The organism is Snodgrassella alvi, from assembly GCF_002777745.1.
In the GTDB taxonomy this organism is placed as follows: Bacteria; Pseudomonadota; Gammaproteobacteria; order Burkholderiales; family Neisseriaceae; genus Snodgrassella; species Snodgrassella alvi_D.
The window spans coordinates 44414-60209 of record NZ_MEIO01000062.1 but is presented as its reverse complement, the minus strand read 5'-3'; the positions used below and the strand labels follow the sequence as shown (position 1 = coordinate 60209).

Here is a 15796-nt window from a genome sequence, read left to right as displayed (position 1 = left end):
ACTTAACGACGTGATGATAATGATTTCATCGCAGAACGCTTCATCAGATGTTCGTACTGACTACTCATAACATATGAAGCAATTTGCGTTTTAAAATCCATGGTCACCACCACCAGAATAAGTAGTGAGGTGCCACCTAGGTAGAAAGGTACATTCATCGCAGAAGTCAGTACTTCTGGAATCAGGCACACGATAGCTATATAAATTGCGCCCCAAAAGGTCAAACGCAATACAACTTTCTCCAGATAACGGCTGGTCTGTTCACCAGGGCGAATACCCGGCACGAAAGCACCACTTTTCTTCAGATTTTCTGCCATTTCTCTTGGACTAAACACCAGAGCTGTATAGAAATAACAAAAGAAGATAATAGTAGCTGCAAATAGCAAAATATAAACAGGCTGACCATGTTGCAATAATGTGGCCAGTTTCTGTAGCCATCCATCCTGATTCGCTGAACCAAACCAGCTTAACAAGGTAGAGGGAAACAGAATAATGCTAGATGCAAAGATTGGCGGAATAACGCCGGCCATGTTCAGTTTAAAGGGTAAATGAGAATTTTGCGCCTGCATAATACGATTACCAACCTGCCGCTTAGCATATTGCACAGGTACTTTACGTTGTGCGCTTTCGATATAGACAACTGCATATATCAATGCTAATGCACCAATAATCAGCGCAACAGCCATTAGATAACTGATGGAACCCTGACTAGTTAATGTCAACAAGCGACCAATACCAGCAGGCAGACTAGCTGCAATACCGGCAGTAATAATCAGCGAAATACCATTACCAATACCACGTTCAGTAATTTGTTCACCCAACCACATTAAAAACATGGTTCCGGTAACCAAACACACCATGGTTGAAAGGTAAAACTCAAACTGACCGGAAACTACTACATTTTGTTGATAAACAAATGCAGCAGCACCAAAGCTTTGCAATGTAGCCAGCAAAACGGTGCCATAACGCGTATATTTAGTCAAAGTACGACGACCAGCTTCTCCCTCCTTTTTAAGAGCTTTCAAGGAGGGAATAATTTCGGAAGCCAGCTGTACAATAATTGACGCTGAAATATAAGGCATCACACCTATTGCAAAGATACTAAACCGTTGCAGTGAACCGCCGGAAAACATATTAAGCATGCTTAATATGCCTCCGCCGGCACTTTCATACAGTTTGGTCAAAGCAGCACCATCCACACCGGGCACTGGAATATGCGAACCGATGCGGAATACAACCAACGCACCAAGTAAAAACAACAGACGATTTTTTAAATCACCGAACTTTGAAAGTCCTGTTGCGGATTGCGGATTAGCCACTTGATTCCTTGCCTTATTCTGCTACTTTACCACCGGCAGCTTCAATGGCTTGCTGCGCACCTTTGGTGGCTTTAATACCATTTAAAGTTACCGCTTTATCGATACTGCCTGATGCAATGATTTTAACATTTAAGGCAGTAGCAGGCACGAGTCCGGCCTGTTTCAGTACTAAAACATCAATTTCGTTAACTGCAACTTTAGCCAGATCATCCAAACGCACTTCTGCATTAAAACCAGCAGTTAGAGATTTAAAGCCACGTTTCGGGAGACGACGCTGTAAAGGCATCTGACCACCTTCGAAACCAACTTTATGATAACCACCTTTACGGCTTTTCTGACCCTTGTGACCACGGCCACAAGTTTTGCCTAAACCGCTGCCAATGCCGCGACCCACGCGGCGAGCCGCATGTTTAGCACCTTCAGCTGGTTGAATGGTATTCAAAAGCATGTTACTTCTCCACTTTCAAAAGGTAGCTGATTTTGTTGATCATGCCACGATTTTCGGGGGTATCAAGCACTTCAACGGTATGTTCACGATGACGCAAACCTAAACCGCGAGCACAGGCGCGATGAGCGGCAATAGTACCAATCAAGCTTTTAACCAGTGTAATGCGTACGGTTTTTTGCTCACTCATGATCTGCTCCTAAAATTTCTTCTACGGTCAGGCCACGTTTAGCAGCAATTTCAGCCGGAGTATACAGTTTAGATAAACCATCCAATGTTGCACGAACAATATTGTACGGATTGGTTGAACCATGTACTTTAGCAGAGATATTATGAATACCCATTGCATCAAATACCAAACGCATTGGACCACCAGCTTTTACACCATTACCTTCTTTAGCTGGCTGCATGAATACGCGAGTAGCACCATGACGTCCAATTACTTCATGATGAATGGTACGGCCATTTAAAGGTACTTTAATCATGTTACGACGAGCATGATCCATAGCTTTCTGTACAGCTACAGGTACCTCTTTAGATTTACCTTTACCCATGCCGATGCGACCATCGCCATCACCAACTACGGTTAAAGCCGAGAAAGCCATAATGCGGCCACCTTTAACCACTTTGGTCACACGGTTTACGGCAACCATTTTTTCGATCAGGCCGTCACCGCGTTCTTCAGTTTCGTGTTTTGCCATATTTCTGGTCTCCAGTTTATTAGAAGCTCAAGCCGTTTTCACGAGCTGCCTCAGCCAAGGCTTTAACGCGACCATGGTATTGAAAACCTGAACGGTCAAATGCCACTGCATCGATGCCAGCTGCTTTAGCTTTTTCAGCAATGCGTTTACCAACCACTACAGCAGCATCAACATTGCTGCCATATTTGATGCTGGCTCGCACATCAGCTTCCAGAGTAGAAGCCTGAGCCAATACTCGATCACCTTCAGCGCTAATAACCTGGGCATAAATGTGATTATTGGTGCGGAAAACGCACAATCTCACTTTGTTCAGGGCTGCAATTTTGGCACGGGTTTTACGTGCGCGACGCAGTCTTGCTACATTTTTATCCATCAGTGAGCCTCAATTATTTTTTCTTGGTTTCTTTAATAACGACACGCTCATCAGCATAACGTACGCCTTTACCTTTATAAGGCTCTGGCGGACGGAATCCACGAATTTCAGCGGCCACTTGCCCTACTACCTGTTTATCAGCACCGGCAATGATTACTTCGGTAGCTGAAGGAGTAGTAGCAGTAATGCCTTCTGGTAGTTCGTAGTTAATCGGATGAGAGTAACCCAAAGAAAGATTCAATACTTTACCTTGAGCCTGAGCGCGATAACCTACACCAATCAATTGCAGTTTTTTCTCAAAACCATTGCTTACGCCTACGACCATGTTGTGCAATAACGCACGTACAGTACCAGACAAAGCATTTGCTTTTGTGCTGTTGTCATTGGCGGTAACAAGTAATTGTCCGTCATTCAGTGCTACATTAACTTCAGCATGCTGATGCAGGGATAATTCGCCGTTTTTACCTTTAACAATAATAGCCTCTGGAGAAAACTTAACGTCAACGCCAGCCGGAACCACTACCGGATGTTTTGCAATTCGAGACATGTTTTCCCCTTAGGCAACTACGCACAATAACTCACCACCAATACCATTGGCACGGGCTTTACGGTCAGTCATTACGCCTTTAGAAGTGCTTACAATCACAACGCCCAAACCGTTCATTACAGAAGGGATGTCGTTGAAACCCTTATATACACGCAGACCAGGGCGTGATACGCGTTGAATGCGTTCAATCACAGGCTGACCAGCATAGTATTTCAATTGTATTTCCAATGTCGCCTTGGTTTCAGAAGATACGACGAAATCTTCTACGTAACCCTCTTCTTTCAAAACTTTGGCAATAGCCACTTTCAGTTTAGAAGAAGGCATGCTTACAGAAGCTTTATTCGCACGCTGTGCATTGCGAATACGGGTCAACATATCGGAAATAGGATCATGCATACTCATATTTTATACTCCTATTACCAGCTGGCTTTGATTACGCCCGGAATTTCACCACGCATGGCGATTTCACGGATTTTGGTACGGGCCAAGCCGAATTTACGGAAATTACCACGCGGACGACCAGTCAAAGCGCAGCGACGACGTTGACGAATCGGAGCAGCATTTCGCGGAATTGCCTGCAATTTCAGACGTGCCTGAAAATGCTCTTCATCAGTCGCATTGGCATCGTTAATGATAGCGAAAATGGCTTCGCGTTTGGCAGCATATTTTTTTGCCAAAGCTGCACGCTTCAGCTCACGATTAATAAGTGCTTTCTTAGCCATAATTAACCCTTAAACGGAAATTTGAACAGAGACAGCAGTGCTTTGGCTTCTGCATCAGTTTTTGCAGTTGTGGTAATGGTGATATTCAAACCACGCAAAGCATCGATTTTATCGTATTCAATTTCCGGGAAAATAATTTGTTCACGCACACCCATGTTGTAGTTACCACGGCCATCAAATGATTTACCATTCACGCCACGAAAATCACGCACACGAGGCAGGGCAATAGCAATCAGACGATCCAGAAACTCATACATACGGTCACGGCGTAAAGTTACCTTACAACCGATCGGATAGTTATCACGGATTTTAAAGCCTGCAATTGATTTGCGTGCTACGGTTACAACTGGTTTCTGACCAGCAATTTTTTCCAGATCACCAACTGCATGTTCCATTACTTTTTTATCGGCAACCGCTTCACCAACCCCCATATTCAGGGTGATTTTTTCAATACGCGGTACTTCCATGATAGATTTGTAACCGAACTGTTTGGTCAATTCAGGAACAACAGTGGTGTTATAAAAGTCTTTTAAACGAGCCATTGATTACTCCTTAAGCTCCCACGGCGGCACCGGTAGATTTGTATACACGGGTACGTACTACTTTACCGTCTACTGTTTCTACCTTGATACCTACGCGGTCGGCTTTTTGGGTTTCCGGATTGAAAATCGCCACATTAGAAATAGCCAATGGCGCATCTTTAGTGATTACACCACCTTCAATCCCACGCATGGGGTTAGGTTTCTGGTGACGCTTTACACGGTTTATACCGTCAACAATCACTTTTTCACCTAAAACACGCACCACTTTACCCTGTTTGCCCTTATCTTTACCGGCAATGATGATCACCTGATCACCAGTTTTAATCTTTTTCATTGCAACCTCACTTACAGTACTTCAGGAGCCAATGAAACGATTTTCATGAATCGCTCAGTACGTAGCTCTCGGGTTACCGGGCCAAAAATACGGGTACCAATTGGTTCCAGTTTAGTATTCAACAGCACGGCTGCATTGTTATCAAATTTGATCAGTGCACCGTCATTACGACGTACACCTTTAGCTGTACGTACTACCACAGCATTATATACATCGCCCTTTTTAACGCGACCACGAGGAGCTGCGTCTTTAACGGCCACTTTGATAATGTCGCCCACAGATGCGTAGCGACGCTTAGATCCACCTAATACTTTGATACACATTACACGGCGTGCACCAGAGTTGTCAGCCACATCTAAGATGGTCTGCATTTGAATCATGTTTTTACCTTTTAAAATCCAACTTAATTTACCGCTTTCATTCAGCCAGTTACTTCTTTATGGCTGTTTGAAACCATTATCGGTTCTAGTAAACCAGTCTTGGGTCCCGAAGGGAGAGTTCCGGCGAACGCCGGAAACTTTCAAGAAACTGAAAGTTAAGGAACGAAGTTTACAGACAATATCTGATTGTCGCAAGACTTCGTTCCCTAATTGCAGCACATTGTTGTGTTAATTACACATTGCGTGCTTTTTCAATCAGCTCTGTTACAACCCAGCTTTTGGTTTTTGATAATGGGCGACTTTCAGAAATGACAACAACGTCACCAATACCAAATTGGTTCTGCTCATCGTGTGCATGGATTTTAGTAGAACGGCGAATCACTTTACCATATAGCGGATGTTTTACTTTACGCTCCACCAGTACGGTTACAGTTTTATCCATTTTGTCGCTCACGACTTTGCCCTGCAAAGTACGTACGTTTTTAGCTTCAGTCATCATTCACCATCCTTCTGGTGCAAAATGGTTTTTACACGAGCAATATTACGACGCACTTTTTTCAGCTCACTGTTTTTACCCAGCTGGCCGGTGGCATGCTGCATACGCAATCCAAATTGCGCTTTCAACAGACCAACCAGTTCTTCGTTTAACTGCTCAACAGATTTGTCTTTCAATTCACTGGTTTTCATTATTGACCTACCTGGCGTTTAACAAATACGGTCTGAATCGGCAATTTGGCCGCGGCGAGTTCGAAAGCCTGACGTGCCAAAGTTTCATCTACACCGTCCATTTCGTAGAGCATTTTGCCCGGTTGGATTTCGGCAATATAATATTCTACATTACCTTTACCACCACCCATACGTACTTGAATTGGTTTTTCAGTAATGGGTTTATCCGGGAAAACGCGAATCCAGATACGACCACCACGTTTAATGTGACGGGTCATTGCACGACGTGCGGCCTCAATCTGGCGAGCAGTTAAGCGACCACGACCTACAGCTTTCAGACCAAAATCACCAAAGCTAACCTTGTTGCCGCGAGTAGCAATACCGGTATTACGACCTTTTTGCTGCTTGCGGTATTTCATTCTAGTTGGCTGCAGCATTTCGACCACCTGCCTTTCTGCTGTGTTTCTTTTCCTGTTCCGGCTTAGCCTGGATTTCACCAGGGGTTAATTCACCCTTGTAAACCCAAACTTTGATACCGATAATGCCATATGTCGTCTTGGCTTCGCTAGTGGCATAATCTACGTTGGCACGCAGAGTATGCAAAGGAACTCGGCCTTCTCGATACCATTCAGTACGCGCAATTTCAATACCGTTTAAACGACCGGAAGACATGATTTTGATGCCTTTTGCGCCAACGCGCATAGCATTTTGCATTGCACGTTTCATGGCACGACGGAACATCACGCGTTTTTCCAGTTGTCCAGCGATATTGTCCGCAATGATTTGCGCATCAATTTCCGGCTTACGAATTTCTTCAATATTGACGTGTACTGGTACACCCATGATTTTTTGCAAATCACGTTTCAATACTTCAATATCTTCGCCTTTTTTACCAATTACAATACCTGGACGAGCACTGTAAATGGTGATGCGTGCAGATTTAGCCGGACGCTCAATTACAACGCGACCAACAGAAGCATTAGCCAGACGTTTACGCAAGAAATTACGTACGTCAATATCTTCTTTCAGCACTTTGGAAAAGTCGCCGCTTTTGGCAAACCATTTGGAAGACCAATCTTTATTCACTGCCAGGCGAAAGCCTGTAGGGTTAATTTTTTGTCCCATCGCTTTTCCTTAGTTGCCCACAATCACGTTGATGTGACAAGTTTGTTTTTCGATGCGATTACCACGACCTTTTGCACGTGCCTGAAAACGTTTCAGGCTTGGGCCTTTGTCGACATAAATAGTAACCACTTTCAGTTCGTCAATATCAGCACCTTCATTGTGCTCGGCATTTGCCACAGCAGATTCCAGTACTTTTTTGATCAGCTCAGCACCTTTTTTCGGGCTGAATGTCAGGATATTCAACGCTTGGGCAATATCTTTGCCACGCACCAGATCAGCAACCAGACGGGCTTTTTGCGCAGAAATGCGGGCATTTTTGTGTTGTGCACTAACTCTCATGTTTTATCCCTTATTTTTTAGCCTTCTTATCGGCCAAGTGGCCTTTGAAGGTACGGGTCAATGAGAACTCACCTAATTTATGACCTACCATATTATCGCTGATGAAAACCGGCACGTGAGTGCGGCCGTTGTGAACAGCAATGGTCAGACCGATAAAATCAGGCAAAATAGTAGAACGACGTGACCAGGTTTTAATCGGGCGCTTGTCATTAGTAGCACGAGCCGCATCGACTTTTTTCAGTAAATGCAGGTCGACATATGGGCCTTTTTTTAATGAACGAGCCATATCAGTTAACCTTTATTTGAGTAACGGCGGCGAACAATCATGTTGTTCGTGCGTTTATTACGACGAGTACGATAGCCTTTGGTCGGTGTACCCCATGGACTAACCGGTTCACGGGCTTCACCAGTACGGCCTTCACCACCACCATGTGGGTGATCTACCGGGTTCATTACCACACCGCGTACGGTTGGACGAATACCGCGCCAGCGTTTGGCACCGGCTTTACCCAGTTTTTGCAGGCTTTGTTCTTCGTTGCCTACTTCACCAATGGTGGCACGGCAGTCAACGTGGATTTTACGTACTTCACCAGAACGCAGACGCAACTGTGCGTATACACCTTCTTTAGCCAGCAGTACGGCAGATGCGCCAGCTGAGCGAGCAATCTGAGCGCCTTTACCCGGTTTCATTTCGATACAGTGAAGAGTTGTACCAACCGGGATATTGCGAATTGGCAGATTATTACCAGCCTTAATTGCAGCTTCAGAACCAGAAACCAGTGTAGCACCCACCTGTACATTGCGCGGAGCAATAATGTAACGGCGTTCTCCATCAGCGAAACACAATAAAGCAATATGTGCAGTACGGTTTGGATCGTACTCAATGCGTTCTACTTTTGCGGCAATACCGTCTTTATCGTTACGTTTGAAGTCTACAATACGATAGTGGTGTTTATGACCACCACCTTTATGACGAGTGGTAATACGGCCACCGTGGTTACGACCAGCAGTTGAAGACTGTTTTTCCAATAATGGTGCATAGGGAGCACCTTTGTGCAAGCCTTCTGTTACCACGCGTACCATGCCGCGACGGCCAGCAGAAGTCGGCTTCATTTTAACAATAGCCATAGTGCTTATTCCTTATCTGCAGAAGCGGTAGCAGATTCAATGTCTAGCTCCTGACCAGCCGCCAGGCTGACATAAGCTTTTTTCACATCGCTGCGCTTACCGATGGTACGGCCAAAACGTTTACTTTTGCCTTTAATGATTGTAGTGGCCACAGAGTCCACTTTCACACTAAATAATAATTCCACAGCAGCTTTGATTTCCTGCTTAGTGGCATTTGGCAATACCTTAAACGTCATTTGGTTGCGTTTTTCAGCCAGCATGTTGCTTTTTTCAGAAACAACAGGAGCCAAGAGCACTTGCATTAAACGTTGTTGATTCATACCCATTGCTCCTCAAGTTGTGCAACTGCTGCTTTGGTAAGCACTACTTTCTTAAAGCGTAACAGATTGTACGGATCAGTTTGCTGTGCTTCCAGAACCAATACATTTGGCAGATTGCGGCTAGACAAGTAAACGTTTTCATCCAGCTGTTTGGTAATGAACAATACTTGCTCCATACCCAGATTTTTCACCTGTTCGGCAAATGCTTTGGTTTTAGGTGTAGCTGCAGATAATTCATCAATAACAAACAATCGTTCGTCACGAACCAGTTGTGACAAGATAGCCGCCATACCTGCACGGTACATCTTGCGATTTACTTTCTGAGTAAAATTCTCATCAGGCTTATTCGGAAACGCACGACCACCACTACGCCACAGCGGAGAAGATGTCATACCGGAACGGGCACGGCCTGTTCCTTTTTGACGCCATGGTTTTTTAGTGGAGTGTTTCACTTCAGCACGAGTCAATTGTGAACGGTTACCAGAGCGCGCATTAGCCAAGAAGGCAGTAACCAACTGGTGAACCAAGTCTTCATTGTATTCACGTGCAAACAATGCATCAGAAGCAGCAACAGCACCTGCAACCTGACCTTGAGCATCAATTAATTTCAGTTCCATTACGCACCTACTTTCACGCTCGGACGCACGACAACGTCGCTGTTAACCGCACCGGGCACTGCACCTTTCACCAGCAACAGCTGACGTTCAGTATCTACACGTACGATTTCCAGGTTTTGAATGGTGGATTTAACGTTACCGTACTGACCAGCCATACGTTTACCCGGGAATACTCGGCCCGGATCCTGTGCCATACCGGTTGAACCAGGCACACGATGGGAACGGGAATTACCGTGAGAAGCACGCTGAGAACCAAAATTGTGACGTTTGATGGTGCCAGAAAAACCTTTACCCTTGCTGGTACCAGTGACATCAATTAGCTGGCCTGCTGCAAAAATGCCAACATTGATTTCAGCACCAACAGACAATTCAGCCAGTTTTTCTTCAGAAACAGCAAATTCAACCAAACCACGACCAGCTTCAACACCAGCTTTGGCAAAGTGACCTGCCTGCGCCTTGCTTACGCGATTGGCTTTTTTCTGACCGAAAGTTACCTGTACAGCAGTGTAGCCGTCGGTAGCTTCGGATTTGAGTTGAGTGACGCGGTTAGCAGACATATCCAGTACAGTTACCGGAACTGAAGCGCCGTTCTCATCGAACACGCGCGTCATGCCTACTTTGCGCCCAACCAGACCTAAAGTCATAGTTATTTCCTTTTATAAAGGGACCAATTACGATTGATTGGCCTCGCACAAATAAAGAATCTTGCCGACGTAAAATCGGCAAGATGGCGATATTATCATGTTTATTCCGCACGAATCAATTTTTATGCAAGTAAAGCACGGATTTTTAGATAAAAAAACAACGCTTATACTTTATATATGACTAATTGTGTGGTTTTTTTATTTTTTCCGCCATTACATGCAATCCCGAAATAATTCTGTTTTTTACTTCTAAAAAATTTTATTTGCTTAGTTCATCAGTGATATTTTGCAGAAACTGGAGCCGCTCAGGTTTTAATTTTCCATCAGCCACAGCTTGCTTGAGGGCACAGTCTGGTTCCTGACGATGGGTACAGTTATGAAAACGGCACTGTCCGATGTACTGGCGCATATCGGGAAAATAATGCACTAAGGCGCTTACCTGCAAATGATGCAGACCAAATGCCTGCAAACCAGGAGAATCAATAAGCTGACTGTCTGCATCCAGATCATATAGCTGCGCGTGGGTTGTGGTATGACGACCGGAATCCAGTGCTACAGAAATGGTACCGACCCGTGCCTGATCATTACCCAGCAATGCATTGGTTAATGTAGATTTACCCATACCAGACTGACCTAACAGGATTGCACATTCTCCCTGCAAATACTTACGCAGCACGATCACATCCCGCAAAGCACTAATATTTATAACCTTATAACCCAAGCTCTGATAAAACTCGAGTTTTTCCAGCCATTGCGCACTCTGAGGCAAATCTGCCTTGTTTAATACAATCAGCGGCGGTATGTTTGCTGCTTCTGCGGCCAGCAATGCACGCTGTAACAATAACTCACTCGGAGTAGGTACAGCAGCCAGTACGATCAGCATTAACGTAACATTAGCTGCAATGAGCTTGCTGCGCGTGGCATCCTGACGATAAAGCAGGCTGCGCCGCGGCAAGTAATCTTCAATGACAGCCTGCTGCTGATTGATGTGTTCTATATGAACTTGATCACCACAGGCAAAATCAATTCTTTTTCTGCGGGTAGTGGCTTCATAGATTTTTCCAGCGGGCGTGCGCACCATAAATCGGCGTCCAAAACTGGTAATAATCTGTGCTGTTAATAACTCATTTATTTGCTGCACCATACTTAATCTGCCTTTGTGGCTATCTGTAACGCAGCAATACGTTCACGCGCACCCGGGTGTGAGTCATAAAACCGCGAATACCAGATATCACTAACTAGACTGGCGGCATTGGTACGATAAAGTTTAGTTAAGGCGTGAATGAGATCACTGGCATCAGCATATTTTGCCGCAAACTGATCCGCTTCAAACTCATTCTTGCGTGATAATACACTCGCCAATGGTGAAAATGGGAAAGTAAAAACCGGCAACACCAGCATAAATAATAATAAAGCCATGGCATGACTGGATTCATGTACACCCAGACCAAGATAAAAGCCTGACTGTGGCAATAACCAGCCTAAAACAGCAAATATGACTAACGCCAGTATAAAAGTGACAATCATTTGTTTGAATACATGTTTATGTGCAAAATGTCCCAATTCATGTGCTAAAACTGCTTCAACTTCGCCAGCCTGCATATCTTTCAGCAAAGTATCAAAAAATACAATACGTTTATGATTTCCAAGACCCGTAAAATAAGCATTGCCATGTCCACTTCGTCTGGATCCATCCATGACGAAAATACCATCACTGTGAAAACCAGTGCGGTGCAACAGGTTTTCGATTCGGGCACGCAGAATATCGTCTTTCAATGGTTCAAATTTATTGAAAAGCGGAGCAATCCATTTCGGAAAGGCCCACATCAGCAACAAAGAAAAAATTACCCACACCAGCCATACAACCAACCACCAGGCACCACCAAACCAGTGTGTCGCGATCAAGATTCGCATCAGCAACAAAACAACATACAATAAGGGTAAACCAATAATTATGGCTAACAGACAGCCTTTACATTGATCAGCCATAAATGTAGCCAGTGTCATTTTATTGAAGCCAAATTTGGTTTCCAGACGAAAATTACGATACCATGCTATTGGCCAGCCCAGAATCATGTTCACCAGCGCAAACAGACCAATAAGTACGATTCCCTGAGCAATATCATGCTGTACCCATTTCTGATTTAAACGTGCCAGTAAATCCAGCCCTCCACCCAGAGTAAACAGCAATAATAATAGTGCCTGAAACAGAATTTCATAACGTGCCAGACGTTGTTTAGCTAAAGTATAATCTGCCGCTTTCTGATGTTCCGCCAGTGATACATTCTGCGTAAAGGCCGCAGGTACATGGTTACGATGCGCTAACACTGCCTTGCTCTGACGTACAGACAGATATAGCTGACCACATGTACTACATACAAAAAAGAGTAAAAACAGTATATAAACTGTTTGTGCAGAAAGTTCAAACGCCATAAAAACACACTATGCTTGAAAATAGTTATTGTATCGGAGTTTATCCACTACTGGTTAATTAAGCACCTAATAGTTGGTGGTCAGCCAAATATTACTGCGATTATCAGTATTAAAATGAGATGTATTCTGCTGGAACAGAATCCTGTGACTGTAGCAAACTAGTGGTTACATCAGGCTAATTAAATACTCAGTCTAGGATAATACACATCCGGTTTTGTCTATTGCAGTGTATCTTCTTTTAAAACAATTACAGCCACTCAACTGATGACACATTTGCAAGTAAAAAAATCAGGTTAAACTATCAGCCATAATAAAAAAAAGCTAAAATGATGTTTTATTATTAATCAAGATTAAGATATGCAAAACGCTAAAAATCTTGCTTGGCTCGATATGGAAATGACCGGATTAAATCCGGATACTGATCGGATTATAGAAGTAGCCATGATAATCACCGATAGTGATCTGAATATCTTGGCACAGTCTGAAGTGCTGGTTATTCATCAGCCTGACAGTATTATTGACCATATGGATAAATGGAATACTGCCACCCATACCCGTACTGGTCTGGTGGATAAGGTAAAAGCATCCTCACTGACCGAAGCCGAGGCCGAAGAAAAACTGCTTTCCTTCATTAGTGAATGGATACCGGAAAAAGTTTCGCCAATGTGTGGTAACACCATTCATCAGGATCGCCGCTTCATGGTGCGCTACATGCCACGCCTAGAAGCTTACTTCCACTATCGCAACCTAGATGTATCGACATTAAAAGAGTTGGCTAAACGCTGGAATCCTACGGTTGCTAAGGGTGTCAGCAAAAAAGGGGCACATCAGGCTCTGGATGATATTAAAGAAAGCATTGAAGAAATGGCCTATTATCGGCAACATTTCTTAACTATATCTGCCTGATTTTGTATACTGCGCCATTAATCTTTGCTGAAATCAACTCTAGTCATGATGAATCCATCCTGCCCTATTAATCAGACAGCCATTTGGGCGCAACTGCATCAACACCAGCGTAGTACCCGTTTTTTGCACATGCGCGATTTATTCCAGCAACAACCAGACCGTTTTGAGCAAATGCATGAACAATTAAATGGTCTGTTACTGGATTACAGTAAAAATCGTATTACTGAAGACACTCTGGCATTATTAATTGAGCTGGCAAACATTGCCGATGTGCGTGGCTGGACTGATAAAATGCGCCATGGCGACAAAATTAATGTTAGTGAGAATCGCGCAGTACTGCATACAGCCCTTAGACTACCACCATTTGCTGAAGTATATGTTGACGATCATAATATCGTACCCGATATTCATCGTGAACTTGAACACGCCTACAGTTTTGCCGAATCAGTGCGCAATGGTGAATATACAGGAGCTCATGGCGAGCGCATTACCGATATTATCAATATTGGCATTGGTGGTTCCCATCTTGGTCCAGAAATGGTCACTCTGGCATTACGTCCGTTTCAGCAGGCAGGATTAAATATCCATTATGTTGCCAATGTTGATGGTGCCAATTTAATGCAGGTACTGGATAATGTTAAGCCCGCCACTACCATTTTCATTATTGCCAGTAAATCTTTCACCACACCTGAAACTTTGCTTAATGCGCAAACCGCGCGCAACTGGTTTTTACAGCAAGGGATGAGCGAAGCGGATATCAGCCATCATTTTATTGCTATTACCAGTGCAGTTGACAAAGCACAGGCCTTTGGCATTACTTTGGAACATATATTTGCTATGTTCGACTGGGTAGGAGGCCGCTATTCCGTCTGGTCTACTATTGGTCTATCGGTAATTTGTGCTATTGGTAAAGAAAATTTCCAGAATTTTCTTGCTGGTGGACGGGCGATGGATGAACATTTTTTTCATGCGCCTCTACGACATAATATCCCGGTATTACTTGGCCTGATTGGTTTGTGGTATCACACTTTTTATACCACTACCAGCCATGCCATTATTCCTTATGATCATGGGCTACGCCGTCTGGCTGCACATTTGCAACAGCTGGATATGGAAAGCAATGGCAAACAGGTAAGCCGTTATGGGGAAAGACTGGATTTTGATACCGGCCCCATTATTTGGGGTGAAGAAGGCGTTAATTGCCAGCATGCTTTCTTCCAGCTACTTCATCAGGGACCACGATTGATTTCTGCTGATTTTATTGTTCCGGTTAACAGCTATTACCACGTCAGTACTCAACATAAAGTACTGGCAGCCAATGCTTTTGCTCAGACTGAAGCGTTAATGCGCGGTAAAACATTGGCAGAAGCATATGCAGAACTTATGCACCTAGACAATAAATGCCGCGATATTATGGCACCACAGAAAGTATTTCCCGGAAATCAGCCTTCCAATACACTACTATTGGATGAAATCAATCCATTTAATCTGGGTATGCTACTGGCAATGTATGAACATAAAGTATTTGTACAGGGAGTAATCTGGGGGATTAATTCGTTTGATCAGTGGGGTGTAGAATATGGCAAAGTTTTGGCCAAAAATATTGAACCTGAGTTGAGCACAGACGATCCGCTACGCCATGATGCTTCTACTAACGGCCTCATTGACTATTTTAGAAAACATCACCATGACACAAACCTTGCTTGACATCACTTCCAAATTGGATGCACTGGGACATACCGTAACCTGTGCTGAATCGTGCACCGGTGGCCTGCTGGCTGCAGAACTGACTCGCCTGCCGGGCAGTTCCAGCTGGTTTAATATGGGTTACGTAACTTACAGCAATCAGGCTAAGCAGCAACTGCTTAACGTTAATGATACAACTTTGCGCCATTATGGCGCTGTTAGTGAAGAATGTGTACGCGAAATGGCTTTGGGTGCACTGATTGATGCCAAAGCAGATTATGCCCTTTCTGTTTCCGGTATTGCAGGACCAACTGGCGGCAGCGCTGAAAAACCTGTTGGTACTGTATGGTTTGGACTGGCAACCAAACAACGCATCTGGGCAAAGCATCACCAGTTTAATGGTGACCGCGATATGATTCGAGCACAGGCAGTAAAATACGCATTGCGTTTTTTACATCAGTATCTACACCGCTAAGCTGAGGATATACTCAGGCAGATAAAATAAAAACTGGCCGGTTATGCAAAACCGGCCAGTTTTTATTTCAATTCAGCCGGCAAAATTAGCTATC

The 15796-nt window shown here is 44.1% G+C and carries 26 protein-coding genes; 3 read left to right on the top strand and 23 right to left on the bottom strand.

Going from position 1 to position 15796, the window contains the following annotated elements; all coding sequences use genetic code 11:
- Window positions 1-2: 2 nt before the first annotated feature.
- The 23 genes from secY to BHC51_RS10735 all read right to left on the bottom strand — a co-directional run bounded on the left by secY (window position 3) and on the right by BHC51_RS10735 (window position 12635).
- On the bottom strand, window positions 3-1319 hold the full coding sequence (gene secY / locus BHC51_RS10845; protein ID WP_100154000.1) for a preprotein translocase subunit SecY: 1317 nt from the start codon (window positions 1317-1319) through the stop codon (window positions 3-5).
- Window positions 1320-1332: 13 nt separating this feature from the next.
- Complete coding sequence (gene rplO / locus BHC51_RS10840) at window positions 1333-1767, bottom strand: 50S ribosomal protein L15 (protein WP_100100556.1); 435 nt, start codon at window positions 1765-1767, stop codon at window positions 1333-1335.
- Between the two features lies 1 nt (window position 1768).
- Window positions 1769-1954 (bottom strand): 50S ribosomal protein L30, encoded by a 186-nt coding sequence (rpmD, locus tag BHC51_RS10835; RefSeq protein ID WP_100100557.1) that lies wholly within the window; start codon window positions 1952-1954, stop codon window positions 1769-1771.
- The gene (gene rpsE / locus BHC51_RS10830; RefSeq protein WP_100100558.1) at window positions 1947-2465 is read right to left on the bottom strand and encodes a 30S ribosomal protein S5; all 519 of its coding nucleotides are present in this window, start codon (window positions 2463-2465) and stop codon (window positions 1947-1949) included. Before rpsE ends, rpmD begins: the two co-directional genes overlap by 8 nt.
- 19 nt (window positions 2466-2484) lie before the next feature.
- A complete protein-coding gene (rplR, locus tag BHC51_RS10825) occupies window positions 2485-2838 on the bottom strand; it encodes a 50S ribosomal protein L18 (protein WP_025331694.1) in 354 nt (117 codons plus the stop codon).
- A gap of 13 nt (window positions 2839-2851) precedes the next feature.
- Window positions 2852-3385 (bottom strand): 50S ribosomal protein L6, encoded by a 534-nt coding sequence (gene rplF, locus BHC51_RS10820; RefSeq protein ID WP_100100559.1) that lies wholly within the window; start codon window positions 3383-3385, stop codon window positions 2852-2854.
- Window positions 3386-3394: 9 nt separating this feature from the next.
- Window positions 3395-3787 (bottom strand): 30S ribosomal protein S8, encoded by a 393-nt coding sequence (gene rpsH, locus BHC51_RS10815; protein ID WP_100100560.1) that lies wholly within the window; start codon window positions 3785-3787, stop codon window positions 3395-3397.
- Between the two features lie 14 nt (window positions 3788-3801).
- The gene (gene rpsN / locus BHC51_RS10810) at window positions 3802-4107 is read right to left on the bottom strand and encodes a 30S ribosomal protein S14 (RefSeq protein WP_100100561.1); all 306 of its coding nucleotides are present in this window, start codon (window positions 4105-4107) and stop codon (window positions 3802-3804) included.
- Window positions 4108-4109: 2 nt separating this feature from the next.
- Window positions 4110-4649 carry a 50S ribosomal protein L5 gene (rplE, locus tag BHC51_RS10805; RefSeq protein ID WP_025331698.1) on the bottom strand — a complete coding sequence of 180 codons (540 nt, stop codon included), beginning with the start codon at window positions 4647-4649 and terminating at the stop codon, window positions 4110-4112.
- Between the two features lie 10 nt (window positions 4650-4659).
- The gene (gene rplX / locus BHC51_RS10800; protein ID WP_100100562.1) at window positions 4660-4983 is read right to left on the bottom strand and encodes a 50S ribosomal protein L24; all 324 of its coding nucleotides are present in this window, start codon (window positions 4981-4983) and stop codon (window positions 4660-4662) included.
- 11 nt (window positions 4984-4994) lie between these two features.
- Window positions 4995-5363: a 50S ribosomal protein L14 gene (rplN, locus tag BHC51_RS10795; protein ID WP_025331700.1), complete on the bottom strand. Its 369-nt coding sequence runs from the start codon at window positions 5361-5363 to the stop codon at window positions 4995-4997.
- A 232-nt stretch (window positions 5364-5595) separates the two neighbouring features.
- Window positions 5596-5859, bottom strand: a complete 264-nt coding sequence (gene rpsQ / locus BHC51_RS10790; protein ID WP_100100597.1) for a 30S ribosomal protein S17 — start codon at window positions 5857-5859, stop codon at window positions 5596-5598.
- Window positions 5859-6050, bottom strand: a complete 192-nt coding sequence (gene rpmC, locus BHC51_RS10785; protein WP_025331702.1) for a 50S ribosomal protein L29 — start codon at window positions 6048-6050, stop codon at window positions 5859-5861. The genes rpsQ and rpmC overlap by 1 nt, the downstream gene beginning before the upstream one ends.
- Window positions 6050-6466, bottom strand: coding sequence for a 50S ribosomal protein L16 (gene rplP, locus BHC51_RS10780; RefSeq protein ID WP_037394618.1), 417 nt, complete (start codon window positions 6464-6466; stop codon window positions 6050-6052). Before rplP ends, rpmC begins: the two co-directional genes overlap by 1 nt.
- Window positions 6450-7154 (bottom strand): 30S ribosomal protein S3, encoded by a 705-nt coding sequence (gene rpsC / locus BHC51_RS10775; protein ID WP_100100563.1) that lies wholly within the window; start codon window positions 7152-7154, stop codon window positions 6450-6452. The genes rplP and rpsC overlap by 17 nt, the downstream gene beginning before the upstream one ends.
- Before the next feature lie 9 nt (window positions 7155-7163).
- Window positions 7164-7493, bottom strand: a complete 330-nt coding sequence (rplV, locus tag BHC51_RS10770) for a 50S ribosomal protein L22 (protein ID WP_037406961.1) — start codon at window positions 7491-7493, stop codon at window positions 7164-7166.
- Between the two features lie 10 nt (window positions 7494-7503).
- Entirely contained in the window at window positions 7504-7779 is a 276-nt protein-coding gene (rpsS, locus tag BHC51_RS10765) for a 30S ribosomal protein S19 (protein ID WP_037406960.1), read from the bottom strand.
- 5 nt (window positions 7780-7784) lie between these two features.
- On the bottom strand, window positions 7785-8621 hold the full coding sequence (gene rplB / locus BHC51_RS10760; protein ID WP_100100564.1) for a 50S ribosomal protein L2: 837 nt from the start codon (window positions 8619-8621) through the stop codon (window positions 7785-7787).
- A 5-nt stretch (window positions 8622-8626) separates the two neighbouring features.
- Window positions 8627-8941, bottom strand: a complete 315-nt coding sequence (rplW, locus tag BHC51_RS10755; protein WP_180296494.1) for a 50S ribosomal protein L23 — start codon at window positions 8939-8941, stop codon at window positions 8627-8629.
- Window positions 8938-9558, bottom strand: coding sequence for a 50S ribosomal protein L4 (gene rplD, locus BHC51_RS10750; RefSeq protein ID WP_025331819.1), 621 nt, complete (start codon window positions 9556-9558; stop codon window positions 8938-8940). The genes rplW and rplD overlap by 4 nt, the downstream gene beginning before the upstream one ends.
- Window positions 9558-10202, bottom strand: a complete 645-nt coding sequence (gene rplC / locus BHC51_RS10745; protein ID WP_037406952.1) for a 50S ribosomal protein L3 — start codon at window positions 10200-10202, stop codon at window positions 9558-9560. Before rplC ends, rplD begins: the two co-directional genes overlap by 1 nt.
- 259 nt (window positions 10203-10461) lie before the next feature.
- Window positions 10462-11346 carry a ribosome small subunit-dependent GTPase A gene (gene rsgA / locus BHC51_RS10740; protein WP_100153999.1) on the bottom strand — a complete coding sequence of 295 codons (885 nt, stop codon included), beginning with the start codon at window positions 11344-11346 and terminating at the stop codon, window positions 10462-10464.
- Window positions 11347-11348: 2 nt separating this feature from the next.
- Window positions 11349-12635: a M48 family metallopeptidase gene (locus BHC51_RS10735; protein WP_100124012.1), complete on the bottom strand. Its 1287-nt coding sequence runs from the start codon at window positions 12633-12635 to the stop codon at window positions 11349-11351.
- 357 nt (window positions 12636-12992) lie between these two features.
- On the opposite strand from BHC51_RS10735, the gene orn reads away from it, so the two are divergent.
- Genes orn through pncC form a run of 3 tightly spaced genes read left to right on the top strand, consistent with a single transcriptional unit; the run spans window position 12993 to window position 15702 of the window.
- The gene (gene orn / locus BHC51_RS10730) at window positions 12993-13541 is read left to right on the top strand and encodes an oligoribonuclease (protein WP_100100568.1); all 549 of its coding nucleotides are present in this window, start codon (window positions 12993-12995) and stop codon (window positions 13539-13541) included.
- Window positions 13542-13589: 48 nt separating this feature from the next.
- Window positions 13590-15248, top strand: a complete 1659-nt coding sequence (gene pgi / locus BHC51_RS10725) for a glucose-6-phosphate isomerase (RefSeq protein WP_100135854.1) — start codon at window positions 13590-13592, stop codon at window positions 15246-15248.
- Window positions 15229-15702 carry a nicotinamide-nucleotide amidase gene (gene pncC, locus BHC51_RS10720; RefSeq protein WP_100100569.1) on the top strand — a complete coding sequence of 158 codons (474 nt, stop codon included), beginning with the start codon at window positions 15229-15231 and terminating at the stop codon, window positions 15700-15702. Before pgi ends, pncC begins: the two co-directional genes overlap by 20 nt.
- The last annotated feature ends 94 nt before the right edge of the window (window positions 15703-15796 follow it).